This window comes from Micromonospora sp. CA-240977, assembly GCF_050942285.1.
GTDB lineage: Bacteria > Actinomycetota > Actinomycetes > Mycobacteriales > Micromonosporaceae > Micromonospora.
Genome location: NZ_CP192055.1, coordinates 6,281,720 through 6,300,402, shown reverse-complemented (window position 1 = coordinate 6,300,402; position 18,683 = coordinate 6,281,720). Strand labels below are relative to the sequence as shown.

Below are 18,683 nucleotides of genomic sequence, written 5' to 3'. Positions count from 1 at the left end.
AGTCTGGTTGGCTGCCGGTCATGACGGTGAGCAGTGGCGGGTCCGGCCGGGGTCGGGCGCGGCCCGGCCCACGCCCGCCTGGCCGGGGCGGTGGTCCAGCGCACCGGTTGTACAGCGTCGTGGTGTTCGTGCTGCTCGCCTCGCTGGACAACGTCGCGATCGGGCTGGTCCCGCCGCTGTACGGCCCGATCTCCGACGCGTTCGACGTGTCCGGGCGGCTGCTCGGCCTGGTCACCGCGACCAGCTTCCTGGTCAGCGCGGTGGCCGCTGTCGGCTGGGCGTACGTCGGTGACCGGACCAACCGCAAGCCCCTGCTCATGGTGGGCACGCTGCTCTGGGCGGCCGGCACCGGCGGCAGCGCGCTCGCCGGCGGCTACCTGACGTTCCTGGCCGCACAGCTGGTCGCGGCGGTCGGCCTCGGCGCGGTCGGCTCGGTGGGTTTCTCCGTGGTCACCGACCTGATCTCACCGACCCGACGCGGGGTGGTGATGAGCTTCTGGGGCCTGTCCCAGGGGGTCGGCACCCTGGCGGGCACGCTCGTCGGCGGGCTGCTCGGGGCAACCGACTGGCGGCGACCGTTCCTGATCCTGACCGGCGTCGGCCTGGTCGCCACAGTGGCCTACCTCTTCACGTACGACATCCAGCGGGGCCAGAGCGAGCCGGAACTGGCCGACCGGCTGGACGCCGGCGCCGAGTACGACTATCGGATCAGCCGTGCCGACCTGCCGCGCATCCTGGCCCGACGGACCAACCGGTGGCTGATCCTGCAGGGTCTGACCGCGCAGGCCGCGTTCGGCTCACTGGTCTGGCTGCCGGTGCTCTTCGCCGAACGCGCCGAGGCCCAGGGCTATTCGACGTCGACAGCGGTGGTGGTGGGCAGCGTCTTCGCCACCCTCTTCCAACTCGGTGGGGTGCTCTCCATCGTGGGCGGTCTGATCGGCGACGCGGTGCAACGGCGCAACCCCGGGGGGCGGGCGTTGGTCGCCGCGATCGGCATCCTCGCCGCGCTGCCGTTCTACCTGGTGCTGTTCTTCGTCCCGGTGACCATCGACGTGCCGGACGGCGCCAGCGGCGGCGCGGTCGTGGGCGCGGTGCTGGCCAGTGTGTTCACCGAGCCGTCGGTGGGCCTGAGCCTGCTCACCGCGATCGTGGCGCTCGCGCTGACCTCCGCCAACTCGCCGAACTGGTTCGCGCTGATCGCCGACGTGAACCCGCCCGAGCACCGGGGCACCGTCTACAGCCTGGGCAACCTGGTCAACGGCGTCGGTCGCGCGGCGGGCAACGGGTTGGTCGGGGTGGCGTTCCAGGGGCTGCGGGCAGCCTTCCCGCCGCCGTTGAACTTCGCCGTCGGGTTGGCCGCGTTCCAGCTCTTCTTCATCCCCACCGGCATCATGTACTGGCTCGCCTCGCGGACCTCACCAGCGGACATCGACAACGTCCACGACCTGCTGCACACCCGCGCCAACCGCCTCTGACCCGCGCCGCTCGCGGTCCCGACGCCCCACCTGCCTTGATCCGCGCACCAGCAGGGAAAGTGCCGCCTCGGGCGAGCGTGAGGGGCCAACATCCCTGATGTTGCACGGATCTTGGCCCCTCCGCTGGCGTGGGTCAGTGGGTCAGGCCCGGAGCCAGACGGTGACGTCGGTGGGGATCGCGTTGTCGTCGTCCAGAGGCGCGCTGGCGGCGAGCACCTCGGCGCCGGCCGGCACCGGCACCGACGCCGCGCCGAAGTTGGTAAGCACTGTCAGCTCCCCGTTGCGGAAGGTCAGCGACTCGTCGCCGGAGGACACCCACTCCAGGGTGCCGCGACCCAGCCCGTGCTCGCGGCGCAGCCGCAGCGCCGTGCGGTACAGCTCGTACGTCGAGCCGGGCACGTCGCGCTGACGGTCCAGCGCGTACTCCGCCCAGAGCGCGGGTTGCGGCAGCCAGCTCGCATCGGTGGGCCCGAAGCCGTACGACGGGGCGTCGGCCTCCCACGGGATCGGCACCCGGCAACCGTCCCGGCCGCGCTGGGTGTGCCCGCTGCGCGCCCAGGTCGGGTCCTGCCGGGCCTCGTCGGGCAGCGTGGTGTGCTCGGGCAGCCCCAGCTCCTCGCCCTGGTAGAGGTAGGCCGAGCCGGGCAGGGCGAGCATCAGCAGGGTGGCCGCCCGGGCCCGGCGCAGGCCGAGCGCGGCGTCCGGCTGCGGGTCGCCGATGCCGATGCCGTTGGGCCGTACGGTGCCGATCGGCAGGCCGAGCCGGGAGGCGTGCCGCACCACGTCGTGGTTGGACAGCACCCAGGTGGTCGGCGCGCCGACCGAGTCGGTCGCCTCCAGCGAGCGGGTGATCACCGCGTACTGGGCCGGTGCGGTCCACGCGGCGAGCAGGTACTCGAAGTTGAACGCCTGGTGCATCTCGTCCGGGCGGACGTAGCGGGCCAGGCGCTCGGCCGGCTCCACCCATGCCTCGGCGACAAGCACCCGTTCACCCGGGTAGCTGTCGAGAACCTGGCGCCACTGCCGGTAGATCTCGTGCACGCCGTCCTGGTCCCACATCGGCGGGCGCGGCTTGTCGATCTCGTTGCCGGAGAGGATCTCCTGTGGTTCCTGCCAGTCGGCCAGGTCGGCCTGCTTGATCAGGCCGTGCGCCACGTCCACCCGGAAGCCGTCCACCCCACGGTCGAGCCAGAACCGCAGCACGTCCAGGAACTCCGCGTGCACCTCCGGGTTCTCCCAGTTGAGGTCCGGCTGGCCGGTGTCGAACAGGTGCAGGTACCACTGGCCGGGTTGCCCGTCGGCGTCCACCGTCCGGGTCCAGGCCGGGCCGCCGAAGACGCTCTGCCAGTCGTTCGGCGGCTGGTCGCCGGCCGGTCCGCGGCCGTCCCGGAAGATGTACCGGGACCGCTCCGGGCTGCCGGGCGCGGCGTGGAGCGCCGCCTGGAACCAGCGGTGCGCGGACGAGGTGTGGTTGGGGACCAGGTCGACGATCACCCGCAGGCCGCGGGACCGGGCCTCGGCGATCAGCTTGTCCGCGTCGGCGAGGGTGCCGAACAGCGGGTCGATGTCGCGGTAGTCGGCCACGTCGTAGCCGGCGTCGGCCTGCGGTGACGGGTAGAACGGGGAGAGCCACACCGCGTCCACGCCCAGCTCGACCAGGTGGTCGAGGCGGGCGGTGATGCCGGGCAGGTCACCGATCCCGTCGCCGTCCGAGTCGGCGAACGAGCGGGGGTAGATCTGGTAGATGGTCGCCTCGGTCCACCAGCCGGTGACCGGGTGACCGGGGGACTTCTGCTGCGTCGGATCGGTGTTCAGGGTCTTCTCCCGTGTCGAGCTGTGGTTGACTGCCGGCGGTGCTGCCGCCGGCCGCGTCGCCGCCCGCCGCCGGTCGGCGGCGGATGGTGAAGTTCTTCAGTGTGCCCGGGGTGGTGCGGTCGAGTCCCGGACCACCAACCGAGTGGGCAGGATCACCGGCGAGTCGTAGCCGGCGTTCCGTTGCCCCACGACGGGGCCCGGCGGGCGTGCCCCGAGCGGGTCGAGCAACATCCGGGCGGCGAGCCGGCCCTGCTCGGCCGCGGGCTGGGCGATGGTGCTGAGCCCCAGCACACCGGCCAGGTCGTGGTCGTCGATGCCGATCACGCTGACGTCCTGCGGCACCCGCAGTCCGGCGTCGCGTACCGCGGTCATGGCCCCCATCGCCATCTCGTCGCAGGCGGCGACGATCGCGGTCGGCGGCTCGCCGCTGGCCAGCAGCTCGGCGGCGGCCCGGTTGCCGCCGTCGATGGTGAAGGTGGACTCGACGTCCAGGCTCGGGTCGGGCCGCAGGCCGGCGGAGCGCAGCTCCGCCTGGTAGCCGCGGCGTCGGTCGAGGTGGGTGGTGAAGGCCAACTCGTCGTCCGGGTCGCCGGAGATGTGCGCGATCCGGTGGTGGCCGAGGTCGATCAGATGCCGGGTGGCGGCTCGGGCGGCCGCGACGTCGTCGATCCGTACGCAGGGCCAGTTGGGCACCCTGCTGCCCGAGCTGATGGTCACCCCGGGCAGTTCCAGGGTGGCCAGCGCGGTCAGGTCGGCCGGCCGCAGGGGCGTGGCGACGAGCATCATGGCGTCCACCCGCTTGTGCAGGTTGGCAGTGCGCAGAACCCGCTGGCGGACCTGCTCCCGGCCGCCCAGGTTGTAGAGCAGCAGGTCGTAGCCGGACTGGTGGAGGTACTCCTCGACCGCCTCGACGACGGTGCTGAAGAACCATCGGGTGATCCGGGGGACCACCACCGCGACAGTGCCGGTCCGCCCACCGGCGAGCCGGGACGCGCTCGGTGAGACCGCGTAGTCGAGTTGCTCGGCGGCAGCGAGCACCCGGTGCCGGGTGGCGGCGGAGACCGTCGGGAGCCCGCGCAGGGCCCGCGAGACGGTGGCCGTGGACACTCCGGCCAGCCGGGCCACATCATCGATCCTCGTCACGGTTCCCCCGCTCGGTGCCTGAAGCGCCCGCCGCCGCCCGAGGGGTCAGGCGGCGGCGGGCAAGCGGGTCAGCCCTTGACGCTGCCGGCGAGCAGGCCTCGCACGAAGAAGCGCTGCAGGGACAGGAAGACAATGAGCGGTACGACGATGGAGACGAACGCGCCGGCGGTGAGCCGCTGCCACTCGTTGCCCCGGGTGCCGGCCATCTCGGCGAGCCGGACGGTGAGCGGGGCGGTCTCGTTGCCGCCACCGGCGAAGATCAGCGCGACAAGCAGGTCGTTCCAGACCCAGAGGAACTGGAAGATGCCGAACGCCGCAAGCGCCGGGGTGATCAGCGGCAGCACGATGGTGCGGAAGATCTTCGGGTGGGTGGCCCCGTCGACCCGGGCCGCCTCCATCAGGTCTCCGGGGAGCTGCGAGATGAAGTTGTGCAGCAGGAAGACGGCGAACGGGAGCGCGAAGCAGGTGTGGGCGAACCACACCTGGGCGAACTTCTGTTCGTCGACCAGGTCCCAGGCCGGCATCAGGGTGACGCCGCCGAGGGTGACGCCGGTGGAGAAGAACTTCAGCAGTGGCACCAGGGCCATCTGCAACGGCACGATCTGCAACGCGAAGATCGCGATGTAGACCCAGTCCCGGCCGCGGAAGTTGATCCACGCCAGCGCGTACGCCGCCAGGCACGCGAAGGCGAGCGGGAACAGCACCGACGGGATGGTGATCGCCAGCGAGTTGATGAAGGAACCGGCGAGTTGCCCGGAGGATCCCGACCGCCCGAACAGGACCTGCTGGTAGTTCTCGAACGTGAACTGCGGGTTGGTGAACGCGGTCCACCAACCGGTGGTCTTGATCTCGTCCTCCGGTCGGAGGGAGGAGACGAGCAGGCCGAAGGTCGGGATGGTCCAGACCACCGCGATGACGATCGAGACGAGCGTCGCGGTGCGGCTGTTCAACCGCTTGCGGACCCGTCCGGCCGTGGTGGTCGGGGTGCCGTCGGTCTTCTGGGTGCCGACGGCGACGGTGGGCGTTGCGGTGGTCATCTCAGCCCTCCCGCTGCTGACGGAGGTTGCGGATCTGGTAGATCACGACCGGGATGACCAGGATGAAGAGGAAGACCGCGAGCGCGGAACCCTGCCCGTTCTGGCCGTACCGGAACGCCTGGTTGTACATCTCGCTGGCGATCACGCTGGTGTCGTAGTTGCCGTTCGTCGCGGTCCGGACGATGTCGAAGACCTTGAGCGTGGCGATCGTGAGCGTCACGACCACGACGATCAGCGCCGGCCGGATGCTCGGCATGGTGATCTGCCAGAACATCTGCCACGGGCTGACGCCGTCGAGCCGGGCGGCTTCCACGATGTCGCCGGGGATGGCCTTGATCGCCGCGGAGAGCACCACCATGGCGAAGCCGGCCTGGATCCAGACCATGATGACGATCAGCAGCAGCGTGTTCAGCGGTGACTCCAGGAGCCACTGCTTCGGCTCACCGCCGAGGGTGACAACGATCTGGTTGAGCAGACCGATCTGGTCGCCGTCACCGCGGTAGGCGTAGACGAACTTCCAGATGATGCTGGCGCCGACGAAGGAGATGGCCATCGGCAGGAAGATCAGTGACTTGGCCACCGCCTCGAACCGGGCCTTGTCCACCAGGACGGCGTAGATCAGGCCGAACCCGGTCGCCACCAACGGGACCAGGAGCACCCAGACCAGGGTGTTGATCAGGACCCGGACGATCGAGTCGTCGGAGAACATCCAGCCGTAGTTGCGCAGACCCACCCAGTTGGTGCTGCTTCCATCCATCAGGGAGAGCAGCGTGGTGCGAATGGCCGGCACGACCAGGCCGATGAGGAGCAGCAGCAGCGTCGGCAGCAGGAAGAAGAACGCGAAGAGCCCCTCCCGCTGCTTGCGCCGGCGGGGCAGCGGGCCCCCGCCCACGGAGGCGGCGACGAGCTGGGCCTCCCGCCGACGGGCGAACCAGGCCGGCACCACGTCGAGCAACAGGAGCAGACCGCCGACGACCACCACGAAGGCGATCAGCCCGTACATCAGCATGAGGAACTTCGGCTGCTGATCGGCGAAGTCGAACTTCATCAACCCTCCCTTCCGGGTCCACCTCGGCCGGTGGCCCGGCCCGCGAGCGCGGACCGGGCCACCGCCGGGATCACTTAGGCCAGCTGCTCTCGATGCCCTGGAGCACCGGGGCGGTCGGCTTGCCGTTCAGCCACTCGACCATGCCCTTCCAGAACGTTCCCGCGCCGACGGCGGCCGGCATCAGGTCGGATCCGTCGAAGCGGAAGGTGCCCGTCTTGTCCTGGAGGATCTGGACGGAGAGCTTGTCGATCGGGCTGGCCACGTTGGCGATGTCCAGCTTGTTGTTCGCCGTGACCCAGTTGCCGAGCTTCGCGCGGCTGTTCACGTACTCGGCGGAGGCGAGGTAGGTCTGCACCGCCTGGACCTCGGGACGGTCGGCGTAGGCGACGACGAACTCGCCCGCGCCCAGCACCGGCTTGCCCTTGGCCGGGTCGATCGCCGGGAAGTAGAAGGCGAACGCGTCGCCGTCCTGGGCCACCTTGGTGCCCTCGGGGAACTGGTTGGCGTAGAACGACGCCTGTCGGTGCATCGCGCACTTGCCGGTGGTCACCGGCAGGCCCGCCTCCTGGAAGGCGGTGGTGGTGATGCTCTTGACGCCGCCGAAGCCGCCGTTCATGTACTTGTCGTTCTTGAGGATGCTGCCGGCGCGGTCAACCGCGTCGACGATCTTCGGGTCGTTGAACGGGATGGCGTGGGTGGTCCACTGGTCGTAGACCTCGGGGCCCTGGGTCCGCAGGATCACGTCCTCGATCCAGTCGGTGGCCGGCCAGCCGGTGGCGTCACCGGACTCGACGCCCGCGCACCACGGCTTCATGCCACTGGCGGCGATCTTGTCGCTCAGGGCGATCAGCTGGTCCCAGGTGGTCGGGACCTCCCAGCCCTTCTCCTTGAACGTCTTCGGCGAGTACCAGACGAAGGACTTCACGTTGGCGCCGAGCGGCACGCCGTAGAGCGTCCCGTTCACGGTGCCGTACTTCAGCCAGTCGGCCGGCATGTTCTGCTCGGCGAGGGTCTTGGTGTCGGCGCTCAGGGACTTCAGCTTGCCGGCGTCCGCGAAGCGCTTGACCAGGCCCGGCTGCGGCACGAAGGCGATGTCGGGAGCGTTGCCGCCGTCGACCCGGACGGGGAGCTGCGCCTCGAACTCGCCGCTGCCCTCGTAGTCGATCTCGATGCCGGTGCACTCGGTGAACTGCGACCACGAGCGCTCCAGCAGGTCGGCCTCGGCGTCACGGATGGACGCGTAGATCGAGACCTTCTTGCCGTCGTGGCCCTCGTACTTGTCGTATGCGGCGCACTCCGCGGAGCCCGCGTTGTCGCTCTTCTTGTCGTCGCCGGTACCGCAGGCGGTGGCGCTGAGCGCCAGCCCGAGTACGCCGGCGATCACGAAGGCCTGGCGTGGTCTGGTAAAGACCGCCATGCCGTCCTCCTTCCTAGCCGGCGCGGTCGTGCTGGTGACCCGTCGCCGGTCCGATTGGGCGTGCACACATGTAAGCGCTTGCATTCGCTCCGGTCCACCCCCTGTCAGACACGAGCGAGTAACAATCCGGAAACCTGCGGGCTGCCTGGTAGGCGCGCTCCCGGGGCGGATCTTCGCCCCTTTCGAAGATTGACGATATCTGTCAGGCTGGGGGCATCGCATCGAAGGTTTTCGACATAGGAGGAGCTGCATGCGCAAGCGGTGGATGAGCCTGCTGGTGACGGGTCTGCTCGTCGGGGGAGCACTGGTGCCGGCCAGCCCGGCGCTGGCCGCGCCGACCTTCAAGGTGCCTTTCCCGTGCGGCCAGTCCTGGTCCGGCCAGACCAGGTCGGATCACAGCCCGGCGTACGCCGTCGACTTCAACCGCACCGACGACGTCGGCGACCCGGTGGTGGCAAGCGCCCCCGGCACCGTCGACCGGGTGACCGACCTCGGCGGCACCAGTTACGGCAAGTACGTCCGGATCAACCACGGCGGCGGTTACAGCACCTACTACGCGCACCTCAACGGCTTCAACGTCTCGGTCGGGCAGACGGTCGCCTACGGCAAGGTGCTCGGCTGGGTCGGCAGCACCGGAGGCTCGACCGGCCCACACCTGCACTACGAGCAGCGCCTCAACGGCGCCGACATCCAGGTCCGCTTCAACGGCACCCTCGCGCTGTACTGGGGCACCAAGACCTACACCAGTGACAACGGGTGCTCCTCGGGCGGCGGCAACGGCACCGTCGACACCAGCGGCACCCCGTTGACCGTCCGTTCCGGCCCTGGCACCGGGTACGCCTCGGTGGGCACCGTCGCCGACGGCACCCGGGTGACCATCGCCTGCCAGACCAGTGGCACTTCGGTCACCGGCACCTACGGGACCAGCTCGATCTGGGACCGCATCGGCTCCGGCAGGTTCATCGCCGACGCGTACGTGTACACCGGATCGGACGGATACATCCCCGGCGTGCCCCGCTGCTGACCCGGGCACGGCCACGGTCCCCGGCGGTCGCCGTCGCCGGGGACCGGTCGGTCAGGAGTTCAGCTGCCAGATCGACAGGTTCAACGCGGCGGCGAAGGTGACCCAGGCCCAGTAGGGCAGCAGCAGCGCGGCCGCCGCCCGGGACACCCGGGCGAACAGCAGCACGGTGAGCCCGATGGCCAGCCACATCACCACGATCTCGGCGAACGCCAGCCCGTACCGCCCCGCGCCGAAGAACAGCGGGGTCCAGATGGCGTTGAGCACCAGTTGGGCGGTCCACGCCCAGACGGCGGCGGTGAAGCCGACCCGCCGCCACACCAGCCAGCCGGCCACGGCGATCAGCGCGTAGAGCAGCGACCAGACCGGGCCGAACAGCCAGGAGGGCGGCGCCCAGTCGGGCTGCCGCAGGCTCGCGTACTCGTCGGTGGTGCCCTGTACCCCCAGCCCGCCGATCGCGGCCGCGACGAAGACGGCCGCTGCGAAGCCCAGGAGAGCCCACCACCGCCGCAGGCCGGAGGTCCTCGACGCGTCCTGAGGTATCTCCATGGTCGAGATAATTTCCACCACGCGTCAGATCAAACCGTCAGCGGCGAAGGGGCGCCCCAACACCCGGGCCGGCCCCACCGCCACCAGCGCGGTCCTGTAGAGCTGCCCCACGAGTGGACCGCGCCCGTGGCGAAGGGACACCCCAGCCGGTGCTGCGCCCGGCTGGCCGCCATGCACGGCGCGGCGCTGCCACCGCTGCCCCATACCTGGGGCAGCTCTACAGGGCCGCAGCGATGCGTCCGCGCTCGGTCCAGGGCCGGGATGAGCGGCGGAAGCGCCGACAAAAAAGCGCCGGGATCGCCGCGGCCGGTGCTCCTGTCGGGAGGACGGAGCTCCGGTCGCGGCGACCCCGACGGGTCCCGGTGTTACGTCGTGCGAACGTCGTCAATTGAAGATGCTGACACCACCCGGGCCGACCAACAGCCCGACAACGATGAGGACGATGCCCCACAGGATCTGCCGGCGGAACAGCGCGAGGATGCCGGCGACCACGAGTACGACTGCGAGAATCCAGAGAATCAGCTCCATGACCTTTGAATACCCGACTGACCGATCGGGGAAACCTGGTCGGTATCAAGTTGATCGCCCACATGGAAGACGCTGTACGCCTGCTTGATCACCGGGTGCGCGACGTTGCGGACGCGTACCCCGCCGGGGGTCGTGCCGCGCTCGGTGCCGGCGTGCGCGTGCCCGTGCAGGGCCAGCGCCGTGGGCGCCGAGTCGATCGCCTGCCCCAACTGGTACGACCCGAGGAACGGGTAGATCTCCAACGGTTCGCCGGCCAGCGTGTCCGGCACCGGCGCGTAGTGGGTGAGGGCGACGAGCATGTCGCAGTCCAGCGAGCGCAGCGCGGCGCCGAGGCGGTCCGCGCTGTCGGTGGTGGTCCGCACGAAAGCCTTCATCTCCGGCTCGCCGAAGTCGCTCGCACACCGCCCGGCGAACCCGCCGCCGAAGCCCTTGACCCCGGCGATGCCGAGCCGCCCGCCCGCGCAGTCCAACACCACGCCGTTGCCCTCCAACACGGTGATGCCCGCGTCCTCGAGCACCTTGACCACCTGGGGCACCTGGTCACACTGGTGGTCGTGGTTGCCCAGCACTGTCACCACCGGCACGGCCAACCCACCGAACTCCTCCGCCACGCAGCGCGCCTCGGCCTCGGTGCCGTGCCGGGTCAGGTCCCCGGCCAGCAGCAGCGCGTCGGCGCACTCCGGCAGCTCTTCCAACGCCGGTCGAAAGCGTCCGACCACGTCCTCGTCCAGATGCACGTCGCCCACGGCGGCGATCCGGATCACCATGGAACCTCCCTCAGGGCAGTTGCTCGATCTCCGTGGGCGCCTGGGCGCGGATCACCCCGATGTCGCTGGCGATCGGTACGTCAGGAAAGCGCTCGGACACCCGGCGCAGGATCTCGGCACGCCGGTGCGGACTCTCCACCTCGCCGTAGAGCACGAGGGCGCGTTCCCGTCGGACCACGGTGATCCCCTGTTCGGCGACGGCGGGGTCCTCGGCGAGCAGCCGCTGGATTTCCGCTTCGACGTACTCGTCCGGTGGCCCGGCGCCGATGTCGCGATGATGGGTCACGATGTCCCCTCTCCTGGCTGGGTGCCGACCGCCGGCACCACCTCCAGCCGGTCCAGCAGCACCAGGAACGCCTCGGCGTACGGCGAGTGCTGCGTCTCCTTGCGTACCCGTTCCCAGTCGATCTGCTCCCGCAGCGACCGGGCCAGCGGCAGGCCGCGGGCGAAGTCGCAGTAGTGCTGGGAGAAGCTGAGCAGTTTGTGCACCATCAACTGGGTGGCGGACAGCACCGGCATGTGGATCGCGTCCACCGGCCGGATGACAGTGTCGGCGAACGTCTCCTCGGTCACCGGTGTCTCGATCGGCCGGTGGATGAGGTCCACCATCCGGCCGTCGTCGAAGACCTTGACCAGCCAGTCCTCCGGTGGCCGCTGCGCGACGAACCCGGCGGCCACCAGGGCCTCCAAGGCCTGTTCCACGTCGGCCTCCCGGATCAGGAAGTCGACGTCGTGCTCGCTGGAGTGGCCCCCGTGGGCGTAGACGGCGAAGCTGCCGCCCAGGGCGAACGGGATCTCGGACTGCTTGAGCACGGCGGCGACCTTCTTGAGGGTGTGCACCAGACTCTCGTCCCCGCGCTCAGCCATCTGGGTCTCCCGTCGTCGTGTTGGTGGACCGGCGGTTGGGTTTCAAACTCCGGTACCCGGCATTCCGGTCGGCCACACCTGCTTGAGACGCGGTTGGGCGTCAACAGGGATCAAACAGTACAAACCTCGCGGACCCGGTGCGCCGGTCGGATAATCTGTGGAGGGTGGCCAGATCAACGGGGATGCGACGCGGCAGGGCCCGGTTGCGCACTGTCGCCCTGATCGGCATCGACGGTTCGGGCAAGACCACTCAGGCGCACCGGCTGGCCGACGCGCTGACGGCCGCCGGACGCCCCGCCGCGTACCGCCGCAACGCCAGCGGGCGCCGTTGGCTCGGCCGGCTCGCGCACCGGCTCGGGCGGCCGGACGCGCAGCGGCTCGTCGGGCGCGACGGCGTGCTGGCGGTGGAGTCCGTGCTGCGCTGGCTCGCCATCGCCGTAGCCCTGGTCACCTGCCTGCTCACCGGCCGGACGGCGGTGATGGACCGCTACTCGGCCTGCCAGTACGCGAGCATCCGCGCCAACGGCGGGCACCGCTGGGAGCGGCTGGCCCGGGCCGGCTACCGACTGTTCCCGACCCCGCAGGTGACCTTCCTGCTCGCTGTGGACCCGGCGGAGGCGTACCGGCGCATCGAGGAGCGCGGCACCGACCACGAGACGATGGGCTGGCTGACCGCGGCGGACACCGCCTACCGGGCCTTGCCCGAGTACCCGAGCTTCGTGCTCGTGGACGCGGGCCGCCCGGCCGAGGAGGTGACCGAGCAGATCCAGGCGCACCTGGGGACCTGGCTGCCGACGTCCTCCGGGACGGAGGATGACGGCGACCCGATGGTGACTCAGGCCCGCCCGTAGACCGGCACGGTGGCGCCGCTGGTCGGCGCGGAATCGGCCGACGCGAGGAACCGGATCACCGACGCGATCTCGGCCGGGGCCACCCAGCGGGAGTGGTCGGCGTCGGGCTGGGCGGCCCGGTTCGCCGGGGTGTCGATGACGCTGGGCAGCACTGTGTTGCAGCGCACGTTGCGGGACCGGTACTCCACCGCCACCGCGTTGGCGAGGGCCAGCACCGCCGCCTTGGACGTCACGTACCCGGCGGCGCCGGCGAACGGGGCGACCGCCGCCCGGGCCGCCACGCAGACCACCGCGCCGCCGCCGGCCGCCACCAGGTGGGGCAACGCGGCCTGGGTGACCAGGTAGGTGGGCCGCAGGTTGACGGTGAGCATCCGCTCGAAATCCGCAACCGGCGTCTCGTGCACCAGGCCGCCACTGGCGTACCCGCCGGCCAGGTTGACCACCGCCCGCAGTGGCGCGTCCGGCGCGCCGGCGGCGGCCTCGACCGCGCGCGCGGCCCCCGCCGGGTCGCTCAGGTCCGCGACCAGCCGGACCAGGTCGTCCGCCGCCGGGCCCGAGCCGGGCCGGGCGGTCCGCTCCGGTACGACCACCCGCCAACCCGCCTCGACGAACGCGGCCACCACCGCCCCGCCGAGCCCGCCGCCGCCTCCGGTGACCAACACGCTGCGCTCCGCCATACGCCTCACGCTAGCCTCCACCCCGGACGTCGCCCTGGGCGGTCCGCTGTCCGTCGCTCTGCCTGCAGCAGACCGGCTGGCCGAATCCCCCGACGACGGCGCAGGATCACCGGATGCGAATCCTCGTTCTCGGTGGCACCCGGTTCCTCGGCCGGGCGGTGGCGCGACTCGCCGCCGCGCGGGGGCACGACGTCACCTGCGCGGCCCGGGGCAGGTCCGGACCCGCGCCGAGCGGGGTCCGGTTCGTGTCGGTGGACCGGGACGATCCCGACGCGCTCGCGCCCCTCGCCGGCGACGGCTTCGACGCCGTTGTCGACGTGACCCGCCAGATCAGTCACGCCCGGTACGCGCTCGACGCGCTTGCCGGGTCGGTCGGCCACTGGTCCTTCGTGTCGACGATCTCGGTGTACGCGGACAACACCACCCCGGGTCAGACCGCGTCGGACGCGCCGGTGCTGCCGCCGGCCCCACCGGAGGTGGACGGTCCGGTCGGTCCGGACCACCGCTGGTACGGCGAGTGCAAGGTGAGCATCGAGCGGTTGGTCCGGGAGCGGATGGGTGTCGACCGCTCGTTCATCTGCCGGGCGGGGCTCATCGTCGGCGCGGAGGACCCCAGCGACCGCTTTCCGTACTGGGTGCGGCGGCTGTCGACCGGTGGGGAGGTGCTCGCGCCCGGCCGGCCGGCCGACCGGGTGCAGTTCGTGGACGTGGCCGATCTGGCGGGCTGGCTGCTGCACGCCGCCGGCACCGGCCTCGCCGGCACGTACGACGGCACCGGGCCGGCGATGTCCCGGGCCGACCTGCTGCACGGGGTGGCCGCCGGGCTGGGTGTCGCCGATCCGGTCCTCACCTGGGTGGACCAGGAGTTCCTGCTGGCTCACGACGTCCGCGAGTGGTCGGGGGAGCGGGCCCTGCCGCTCTGGGTGCGGCTGCCGGAGTCCGGTGGCCTGATGGACCGGGACGCGGGACCGGCTCTGGGCGCCGGGCTGACGGTCCGTCCACTCTCCGACACTGTTCGGGCGACCGCGGCCTGGATGACAGCGGACCCGGCCGCCGTCCGGCAGGGGGGACTGGACCCGGCGGATGAGGCGGCGATCCTGCGGGAGTGGCAGGCTGTGCGGGACCGGTGATCCGGCCGTCGGCCGTTTCCCTCGTCCCGGCCCGTCATAGTTGACGCTCACGCCAGGTGAAAGTAAGTTTCATCCGTGGCGAAGAGTCCGAAGATTTCTGCGAGTCAGGAGCCCGGTGGGCTGATCGTCCACATCAGCGGGCTGCTGCCGTCGCTGTCGCCCGCCGAGCAGCGGGTTGCCCGGCTGGTCGTCTCCGACCCGGCCGCCGCGGCCCGGCGGACCATCACCGACCTCGCCACCGCGGCGGAGACATCGGAGGCGACAGTCATCCGGTTCTGCCGCTCGGTCGGCATGGACGGCTACCCCCAGCTGCGGATCCGGCTCGCCGCCGAGGCGGCCCGCCGGATCGAGCCACCGGACGCCCGGGTGGTCGGCGGCGACATCCCGCCCGGTGCCGACCTCGCCCAGATCATCGCCACCATCGCGTTCAACGACGCCCGCGCGGTCGAGGAGACTGCCGAGCAGCTCGATCCCGCAGTCTGCGAGCAGGTGGTCGAGGCGATCAACAGCGCCGGTCGGATCGACATCTACGGCGCCGGTGCCAGTGGGTTCGTCGCATCGGACTTCCAACAGAAGCTGCACCGCATCGGCCGGATCGCCTTCTACTTCCCGGACGTGCACACCGCGCTGACCTCGGCCGCCCTCCTCGGCCGGAGCGACGTGGCGATCGGCATCTCGCACAGCGGCACGACCTCCGACGTGATCGAGGTGCTGGAGCAGGCCCGGACGCGAGGCGCCGTCACCGTGGCGCTCACCAACTTCCCGCGCTCGCCGATCACCGACGTCGCGGACTTCGTGTTGACCACGGCGGCCCGGGAGACCACCTACCGCTCCGGCGCGACGGCCAGCCGGCTCGCCCAGCTCACAGTGGTCGACTGCCTCTTCGTCGGGGTGGCCGCCCGCAACCGGGCCCGGGCCCGCAAGGCCCTGGAGTCGACCGCCGAGGCGGTCCAGTCGCACCGGGTGGGTGCGAACCGGAGGCGGCCGTGACGGCCGGTGCGGTGGAGCCGGACAAGGACCTGCCAGCACCCCCCGCCCGCCCGACGGTCCGGGTGGGCGCACCCACCGAACGACGCAACCCGCTGAGCGTCGACCTCGACCTGATGTCGACCCGGGACGTGCTCACCGTGATCAACGAGGCCGACCGGCGGGTGCCGGCGGCGGTCGCCGCGGTGCTCGACGAGATCGCCACCACCGTCGACCTGGCAGTCGAGGCGCTTCGCGGTGGCCACCGGGTGCACTACTTCGGGGCCGGCACCTCCGGTCGGCTCGGCGTCCTCGACGCGGCCGAACTCGCCCCCACCTTCAACTCGCCCCGGCACTGGTTCTGCGCCCACCTCGCCGGCGGTCCGGACGCCATGTGGCGGGCCGTGGAGGACGCCGAGGACGACGACCGGGGCGGCGCGGTCGAGGCGGCCAGTTGTGTGCGCACCGGTGACCTGGTGGTGGGTCTGGCGGCGAGCGGACGCACCCCGTACGTGCTCGGGGCGCTCGCCGCGGCCCGCGCCAAGGGCGCCTCGACGGTGCTGCTCTGCGCCAATCCGGAGGCGGAGGCCGCCCGGTCGGTGGACGTGTTCATCGGGGTGGACACCGGACCCGAGGTGGTCACCGGGTCGACCCGGATGAAGGCGGGCACGGCGCAGAAGTTGGTGCTCAACACGTTCTCGACGGCCGTCATGGTGCGCCTGGGGCGGGTCTACTCGAACCTCATGATCGACATGGTGGCCACCAACGCGAAGCTCCGCGGACGAATGATCTCGATTCTGGTCGAGGCCACCGGCTGCTCGGAGGAGGTTTCCCGGCAGGCGCTCGCCGAGGCCGACGGTGATCTGAAGACGGCGCTCGTGTCCCTGGTCTCCGGCGCCGAGGTGGACGCCGCCAGGGCCGCGCTGGCCCGCTCCGCCGACCAGGTGCGCGGGGCCCTCGCCCTGCTCGCCCCCTAGGCTCACGCGCCCCGGGAAGCGAACGGGGCTCCGGATTGTTCATCTGGCCGAGGGGTAATAACACCCCGAGGATGAACCGGCCGGTCCTTCGACGCGTATCTGGCAGTGACCAGGATCGCAGCGTGGTGGTGACCCGGGTCGCTGTGCCCCCACGGCGGGCGGTGTTGCCATGGTGCGTAACCCGTGCGTGGTGCCCAGCGGCGAGCCATCCGACGGGATGCTGACAGCAAACGTGGACCGTGCTCTCAGCTACTACTCAGGCATTCGTGACACTTTCGACTCACCACACGGAATCCCCGACACGTCTCATCTGTTGTGTAGGTGTCAGCACCGATGGGCACAGCAGAAGTTACCAGGGGTTGACGGACGTGGGGTATGGCAAGGAACCGGGCAACCGGCGCGAGCGAGGGGACCGTGGGCAACGTGGACAAGAACATCGGCATGCGAACCGACGAGGTTGCCGAGGAGCGCGACCTGGTCGGCGTCTACCTGCACGAGATCTCCCGGACGCCACTGCTGGACGCCGCCAAGGAGGTCGATCTCTCCAAGGCTATCGAGGCCGGCCTCTACGCCGAGCACCTGCTCGGTGAGGAAGCCGTCCCCGCCGGTGTGGACCGGGCCGACCTGGAGTGGCTGGTCGTCGAGGGGGAGCGGGCGAAGGATCTCTTCATCCGGGCCAACCTCCGACTTGTCGTGTCGATCGCCCGCCGTTACGTGCGTTCGGGCATGCCCATGCTGGACCTGATCCAGGAGGGCAACACCGGCCTGGTCCGGGCGGTCGAGAAGTTCGACTACGAGCGCGGCTACAAGTTCTCCACCTACGCCACCTGGTGGATCCGCCAGGCGATCAGCCGGGCGATCGCTCAGCAGGAGCGCACGGTCCGGCTGCCGGTGCACCTCGTGGAGGACGTCAACCGGATGCGCAACGTGGCCCGGCAGTTGACCCGTGAGCTGGGCGCCGACCCGGAGCCGGAGCAGATCGCGGCCTCCCTCGGCGTCACCGTCGAGCGGGTGAACGAACTGCGCCGCTGGTCGCAGGACACCGTCTCGCTGGACACCCCGGTGGGCGACGACGGCGACACGAACCTCGGCGACCTGGTCGCCGACAGTGACGCGCCGTCGCCGGAGGACATCGTCCTCAGCGGCCTGGAGCGGCAGCGCATCGAGGGGCTGCTCAACCACCTCGACGACCGGTCCGCCGGCATCATGCGGGCCCGCTACGGGCTGGAGGACGGCCGGGAGCACTCGCTCACCGAGGTCGCGTCCCGGTTCTCGCTGTCCCGCGAGCGGATCCGGCAGTTGGAGATCCAGGCCCTCGGCCGGCTGCGTGAGCTGGCCCGTGCGGAGGGGCTGCAGGCAGCCTGACCTGGTAGTAATGGCGGCGAACGGCCGGCGTCCGATAGGGGGACGCCGGCCGTTCGCCGTTGCCGGCTCCGCTAGCGGACCCGGCCGTAACCCTGGATGGGCATCATGTTCATGCCCCGTCTGAGCACGTTCCGGCCGGCGCTCGGCGCGTCGATCACCTGGCCGTCGCCGACGTACAGGGCGACGTGCCCGAGCCCGCTGTAGAAGACCAGGTCACCCGGGCGCAGGTCGCCCCGCCCGATGTGTGCGACGGCACCCCACTGCATCCGGGTGTTGTGCGGCAGGGACTTCCCGGCCGCCCGCCAGGCCGCCGAGGTCAGTCCGGAACAGTCGTAACCGTTCGGCCCGTCGGCTGCCCAGACGTACGGCTTGCCCACCGCCCCGAACGCGTAGCGCACCGCGGCGCCGGCGTCACCGGCGACCGCTGGCACGTTCTTGGCCTCGGCCACCGCGGCCTTCGGCTCGGGACGCTCGGTGGCCGCCCCGTACGCCTGCCGACGCAGCTCGTACAGCTTGGCCAGGTCCTGTTCGATCTGCCTCTTGCCCGCCGCGAGCTGGCGGGCACGCGCCGCCTGCCGGGTCAGGGTGGCGTCCAGGCTGGCCTTCTCGTCCAGCAGCCGCCGCTGGTCGGCGGTGAAGCCGGAGATGCGCTCCTGCCGCTGACGGGTCAGTTGGTCGATCGTGCCCAGCCGGTCCAGCAGCGCCGCGGAGCCGCCGGGACGCAGCAGGGCGTCCGCGGTCCGCAGGCCGCCGCTCTTGTACGCGGTGGACGCAAGCTCCGCCACGTCGGCCCGGCTCTGCTCGACCTGCTGTTCCAGCGGGCCGATGCGGGTCTGTAATCGGGCCACCGAGGCTTCGTTGGTCTTGATCTCCTCACGCAGTTTGTTGTACGACTCCACGACCCGTTCCAACTCGGCCGAGGACGTCTCGATCCGGCGGGTCAGGTCGGCGGGGGACGGCTCGGCGTGCGCCACCGCCGTCGGGGCGATCAGCGCGGCAGACATGCCGGCCAGCGCCACGGTACGCAGCAGGTTTCTCAGGGATGACAAG

The 18,683-nt window shown here is 70.9% G+C and carries 19 protein-coding genes; 7 read left to right on the top strand and 12 right to left on the bottom strand.

Going from position 1 to position 18,683, the window contains the following annotated elements; genetic code table 11:
- Positions 1-20: 20 nt before the first annotated feature.
- Positions 21-1,475 carry an MFS transporter gene (locus ACQPWW_RS28545; RefSeq protein ID WP_433126769.1) on the top strand — a complete coding sequence of 485 codons (1,455 nt, stop codon included), beginning with the start codon at positions 21-23 and terminating at the stop codon, positions 1,473-1,475.
- Between the two features lie 141 nt (positions 1,476-1,616).
- On the opposite strand, the gene ACQPWW_RS28540 is transcribed toward ACQPWW_RS28545, so the two are convergent.
- From ACQPWW_RS28540 to ACQPWW_RS28520, 5 genes are all read right to left on the bottom strand, one after another.
- A complete protein-coding gene (locus tag ACQPWW_RS28540; RefSeq protein ID WP_433134631.1) occupies positions 1,617-3,290 on the bottom strand; it encodes a glycoside hydrolase family 13 protein in 1,674 nt (557 codons plus the stop codon).
- A gap of 96 nt (positions 3,291-3,386) precedes the next feature.
- A complete protein-coding gene (locus tag ACQPWW_RS28535; protein ID WP_433126768.1) occupies positions 3,387-4,433 on the bottom strand; it encodes a LacI family DNA-binding transcriptional regulator in 1,047 nt (348 codons plus the stop codon).
- A gap of 68 nt (positions 4,434-4,501) precedes the next feature.
- Positions 4,502-5,470 carry a carbohydrate ABC transporter permease gene (locus ACQPWW_RS28530; protein ID WP_433126766.1) on the bottom strand — a complete coding sequence of 323 codons (969 nt, stop codon included), beginning with the start codon at positions 5,468-5,470 and terminating at the stop codon, positions 4,502-4,504.
- A 1-nt stretch (position 5,471) separates the two neighbouring features.
- Complete coding sequence (locus ACQPWW_RS28525) at positions 5,472-6,518, bottom strand: carbohydrate ABC transporter permease (protein ID WP_433126764.1); 1,047 nt, start codon at positions 6,516-6,518, stop codon at positions 5,472-5,474.
- A 70-nt stretch (positions 6,519-6,588) separates the two neighbouring features.
- Positions 6,589-7,935, bottom strand: a complete 1,347-nt coding sequence (locus ACQPWW_RS28520) for an ABC transporter substrate-binding protein (RefSeq protein WP_433126762.1) — start codon at positions 7,933-7,935, stop codon at positions 6,589-6,591.
- 250 nt (positions 7,936-8,185) lie between these two features.
- Here ACQPWW_RS28520 and ACQPWW_RS28515 point away from each other — a divergent pair, with 250 nt between their 5' ends.
- Positions 8,186-8,959, top strand: coding sequence for a peptidoglycan DD-metalloendopeptidase family protein (locus tag ACQPWW_RS28515; protein ID WP_433126760.1), 774 nt, complete (start codon positions 8,186-8,188; stop codon positions 8,957-8,959).
- 51 nt (positions 8,960-9,010) lie between these two features.
- Here the strand turns inward: ACQPWW_RS28515 and ACQPWW_RS28510 are convergent, their stop codons facing one another.
- The 5 genes from ACQPWW_RS28510 to ACQPWW_RS28490 all read right to left on the bottom strand — a co-directional run bounded on the left by ACQPWW_RS28510 (position 9,011) and on the right by ACQPWW_RS28490 (position 11,667).
- Positions 9,011-9,505 (bottom strand): TspO/MBR family protein, encoded by a 495-nt coding sequence (locus ACQPWW_RS28510; RefSeq protein WP_433126759.1) that lies wholly within the window; start codon positions 9,503-9,505, stop codon positions 9,011-9,013.
- A 384-nt stretch (positions 9,506-9,889) separates the two neighbouring features.
- Complete coding sequence (locus tag ACQPWW_RS28505; protein ID WP_007464364.1) at positions 9,890-10,033, bottom strand: GPGG-motif small membrane protein; 144 nt, start codon at positions 10,031-10,033, stop codon at positions 9,890-9,892.
- Entirely contained in the window at positions 10,024-10,800 is a 777-nt protein-coding gene (locus ACQPWW_RS28500; RefSeq protein WP_433126757.1) for a metallophosphoesterase family protein, read from the bottom strand. Before ACQPWW_RS28500 ends, ACQPWW_RS28505 begins: the two co-directional genes overlap by 10 nt.
- A 10-nt stretch (positions 10,801-10,810) precedes the next feature.
- Positions 10,811-11,086, bottom strand: coding sequence for a hypothetical protein (locus ACQPWW_RS28495; RefSeq protein WP_110561562.1), 276 nt, complete (start codon positions 11,084-11,086; stop codon positions 10,811-10,813).
- Positions 11,083-11,667 (bottom strand): nucleotidyltransferase, encoded by a 585-nt coding sequence (locus ACQPWW_RS28490; RefSeq protein ID WP_357067020.1) that lies wholly within the window; start codon positions 11,665-11,667, stop codon positions 11,083-11,085. The genes ACQPWW_RS28495 and ACQPWW_RS28490 overlap by 4 nt, the downstream gene beginning before the upstream one ends.
- A 182-nt stretch (positions 11,668-11,849) precedes the next feature.
- Here ACQPWW_RS28490 and ACQPWW_RS28485 point away from each other — a divergent pair, with 182 nt between their 5' ends.
- Entirely contained in the window at positions 11,850-12,518 is a 669-nt protein-coding gene (locus ACQPWW_RS28485) for a thymidylate kinase (RefSeq protein WP_433134629.1), read from the top strand.
- Here the strand turns inward: ACQPWW_RS28485 and ACQPWW_RS28480 are convergent.
- On the bottom strand, positions 12,503-13,195 hold the full coding sequence (locus tag ACQPWW_RS28480) for an SDR family NAD(P)-dependent oxidoreductase (protein ID WP_433126755.1): 693 nt from the start codon (positions 13,193-13,195) through the stop codon (positions 12,503-12,505). The two genes, ACQPWW_RS28485 and ACQPWW_RS28480, sit on opposite strands and share 16 nt — an antisense overlap.
- A gap of 113 nt (positions 13,196-13,308) precedes the next feature.
- On the opposite strand from ACQPWW_RS28480, the gene ACQPWW_RS28475 reads away from it, so the two are divergent.
- From ACQPWW_RS28475 to ACQPWW_RS28460, 4 genes are all read left to right on the top strand, one after another.
- Positions 13,309-14,325 (top strand): NAD-dependent epimerase/dehydratase family protein, encoded by a 1,017-nt coding sequence (locus tag ACQPWW_RS28475; protein ID WP_433126754.1) that lies wholly within the window; start codon positions 13,309-13,311, stop codon positions 14,323-14,325.
- Between the two features lie 75 nt (positions 14,326-14,400).
- Complete coding sequence (locus ACQPWW_RS28470) at positions 14,401-15,315, top strand: MurR/RpiR family transcriptional regulator (RefSeq protein WP_355028946.1); 915 nt, start codon at positions 14,401-14,403, stop codon at positions 15,313-15,315.
- Positions 15,312-16,268, top strand: a complete 957-nt coding sequence (murQ, locus tag ACQPWW_RS28465; RefSeq protein WP_433126753.1) for an N-acetylmuramic acid 6-phosphate etherase — start codon at positions 15,312-15,314, stop codon at positions 16,266-16,268. Before ACQPWW_RS28470 ends, murQ begins: the two co-directional genes overlap by 4 nt.
- Before the next feature lie 375 nt (positions 16,269-16,643).
- A complete protein-coding gene (locus ACQPWW_RS28460) occupies positions 16,644-17,633 on the top strand; it encodes a sigma-70 family RNA polymerase sigma factor (protein WP_357554940.1) in 990 nt (329 codons plus the stop codon).
- A 71-nt stretch (positions 17,634-17,704) separates the two neighbouring features.
- Here ACQPWW_RS28460 and ACQPWW_RS28455 read toward each other — a convergent pair whose 3' ends face one another.
- Positions 17,705-18,682 carry an NlpC/P60 family protein gene (locus tag ACQPWW_RS28455; protein ID WP_433126751.1) on the bottom strand — a complete coding sequence of 326 codons (978 nt, stop codon included), beginning with the start codon at positions 18,680-18,682 and terminating at the stop codon, positions 17,705-17,707.
- Position 18,683: the final 1 nt, after the last annotated feature.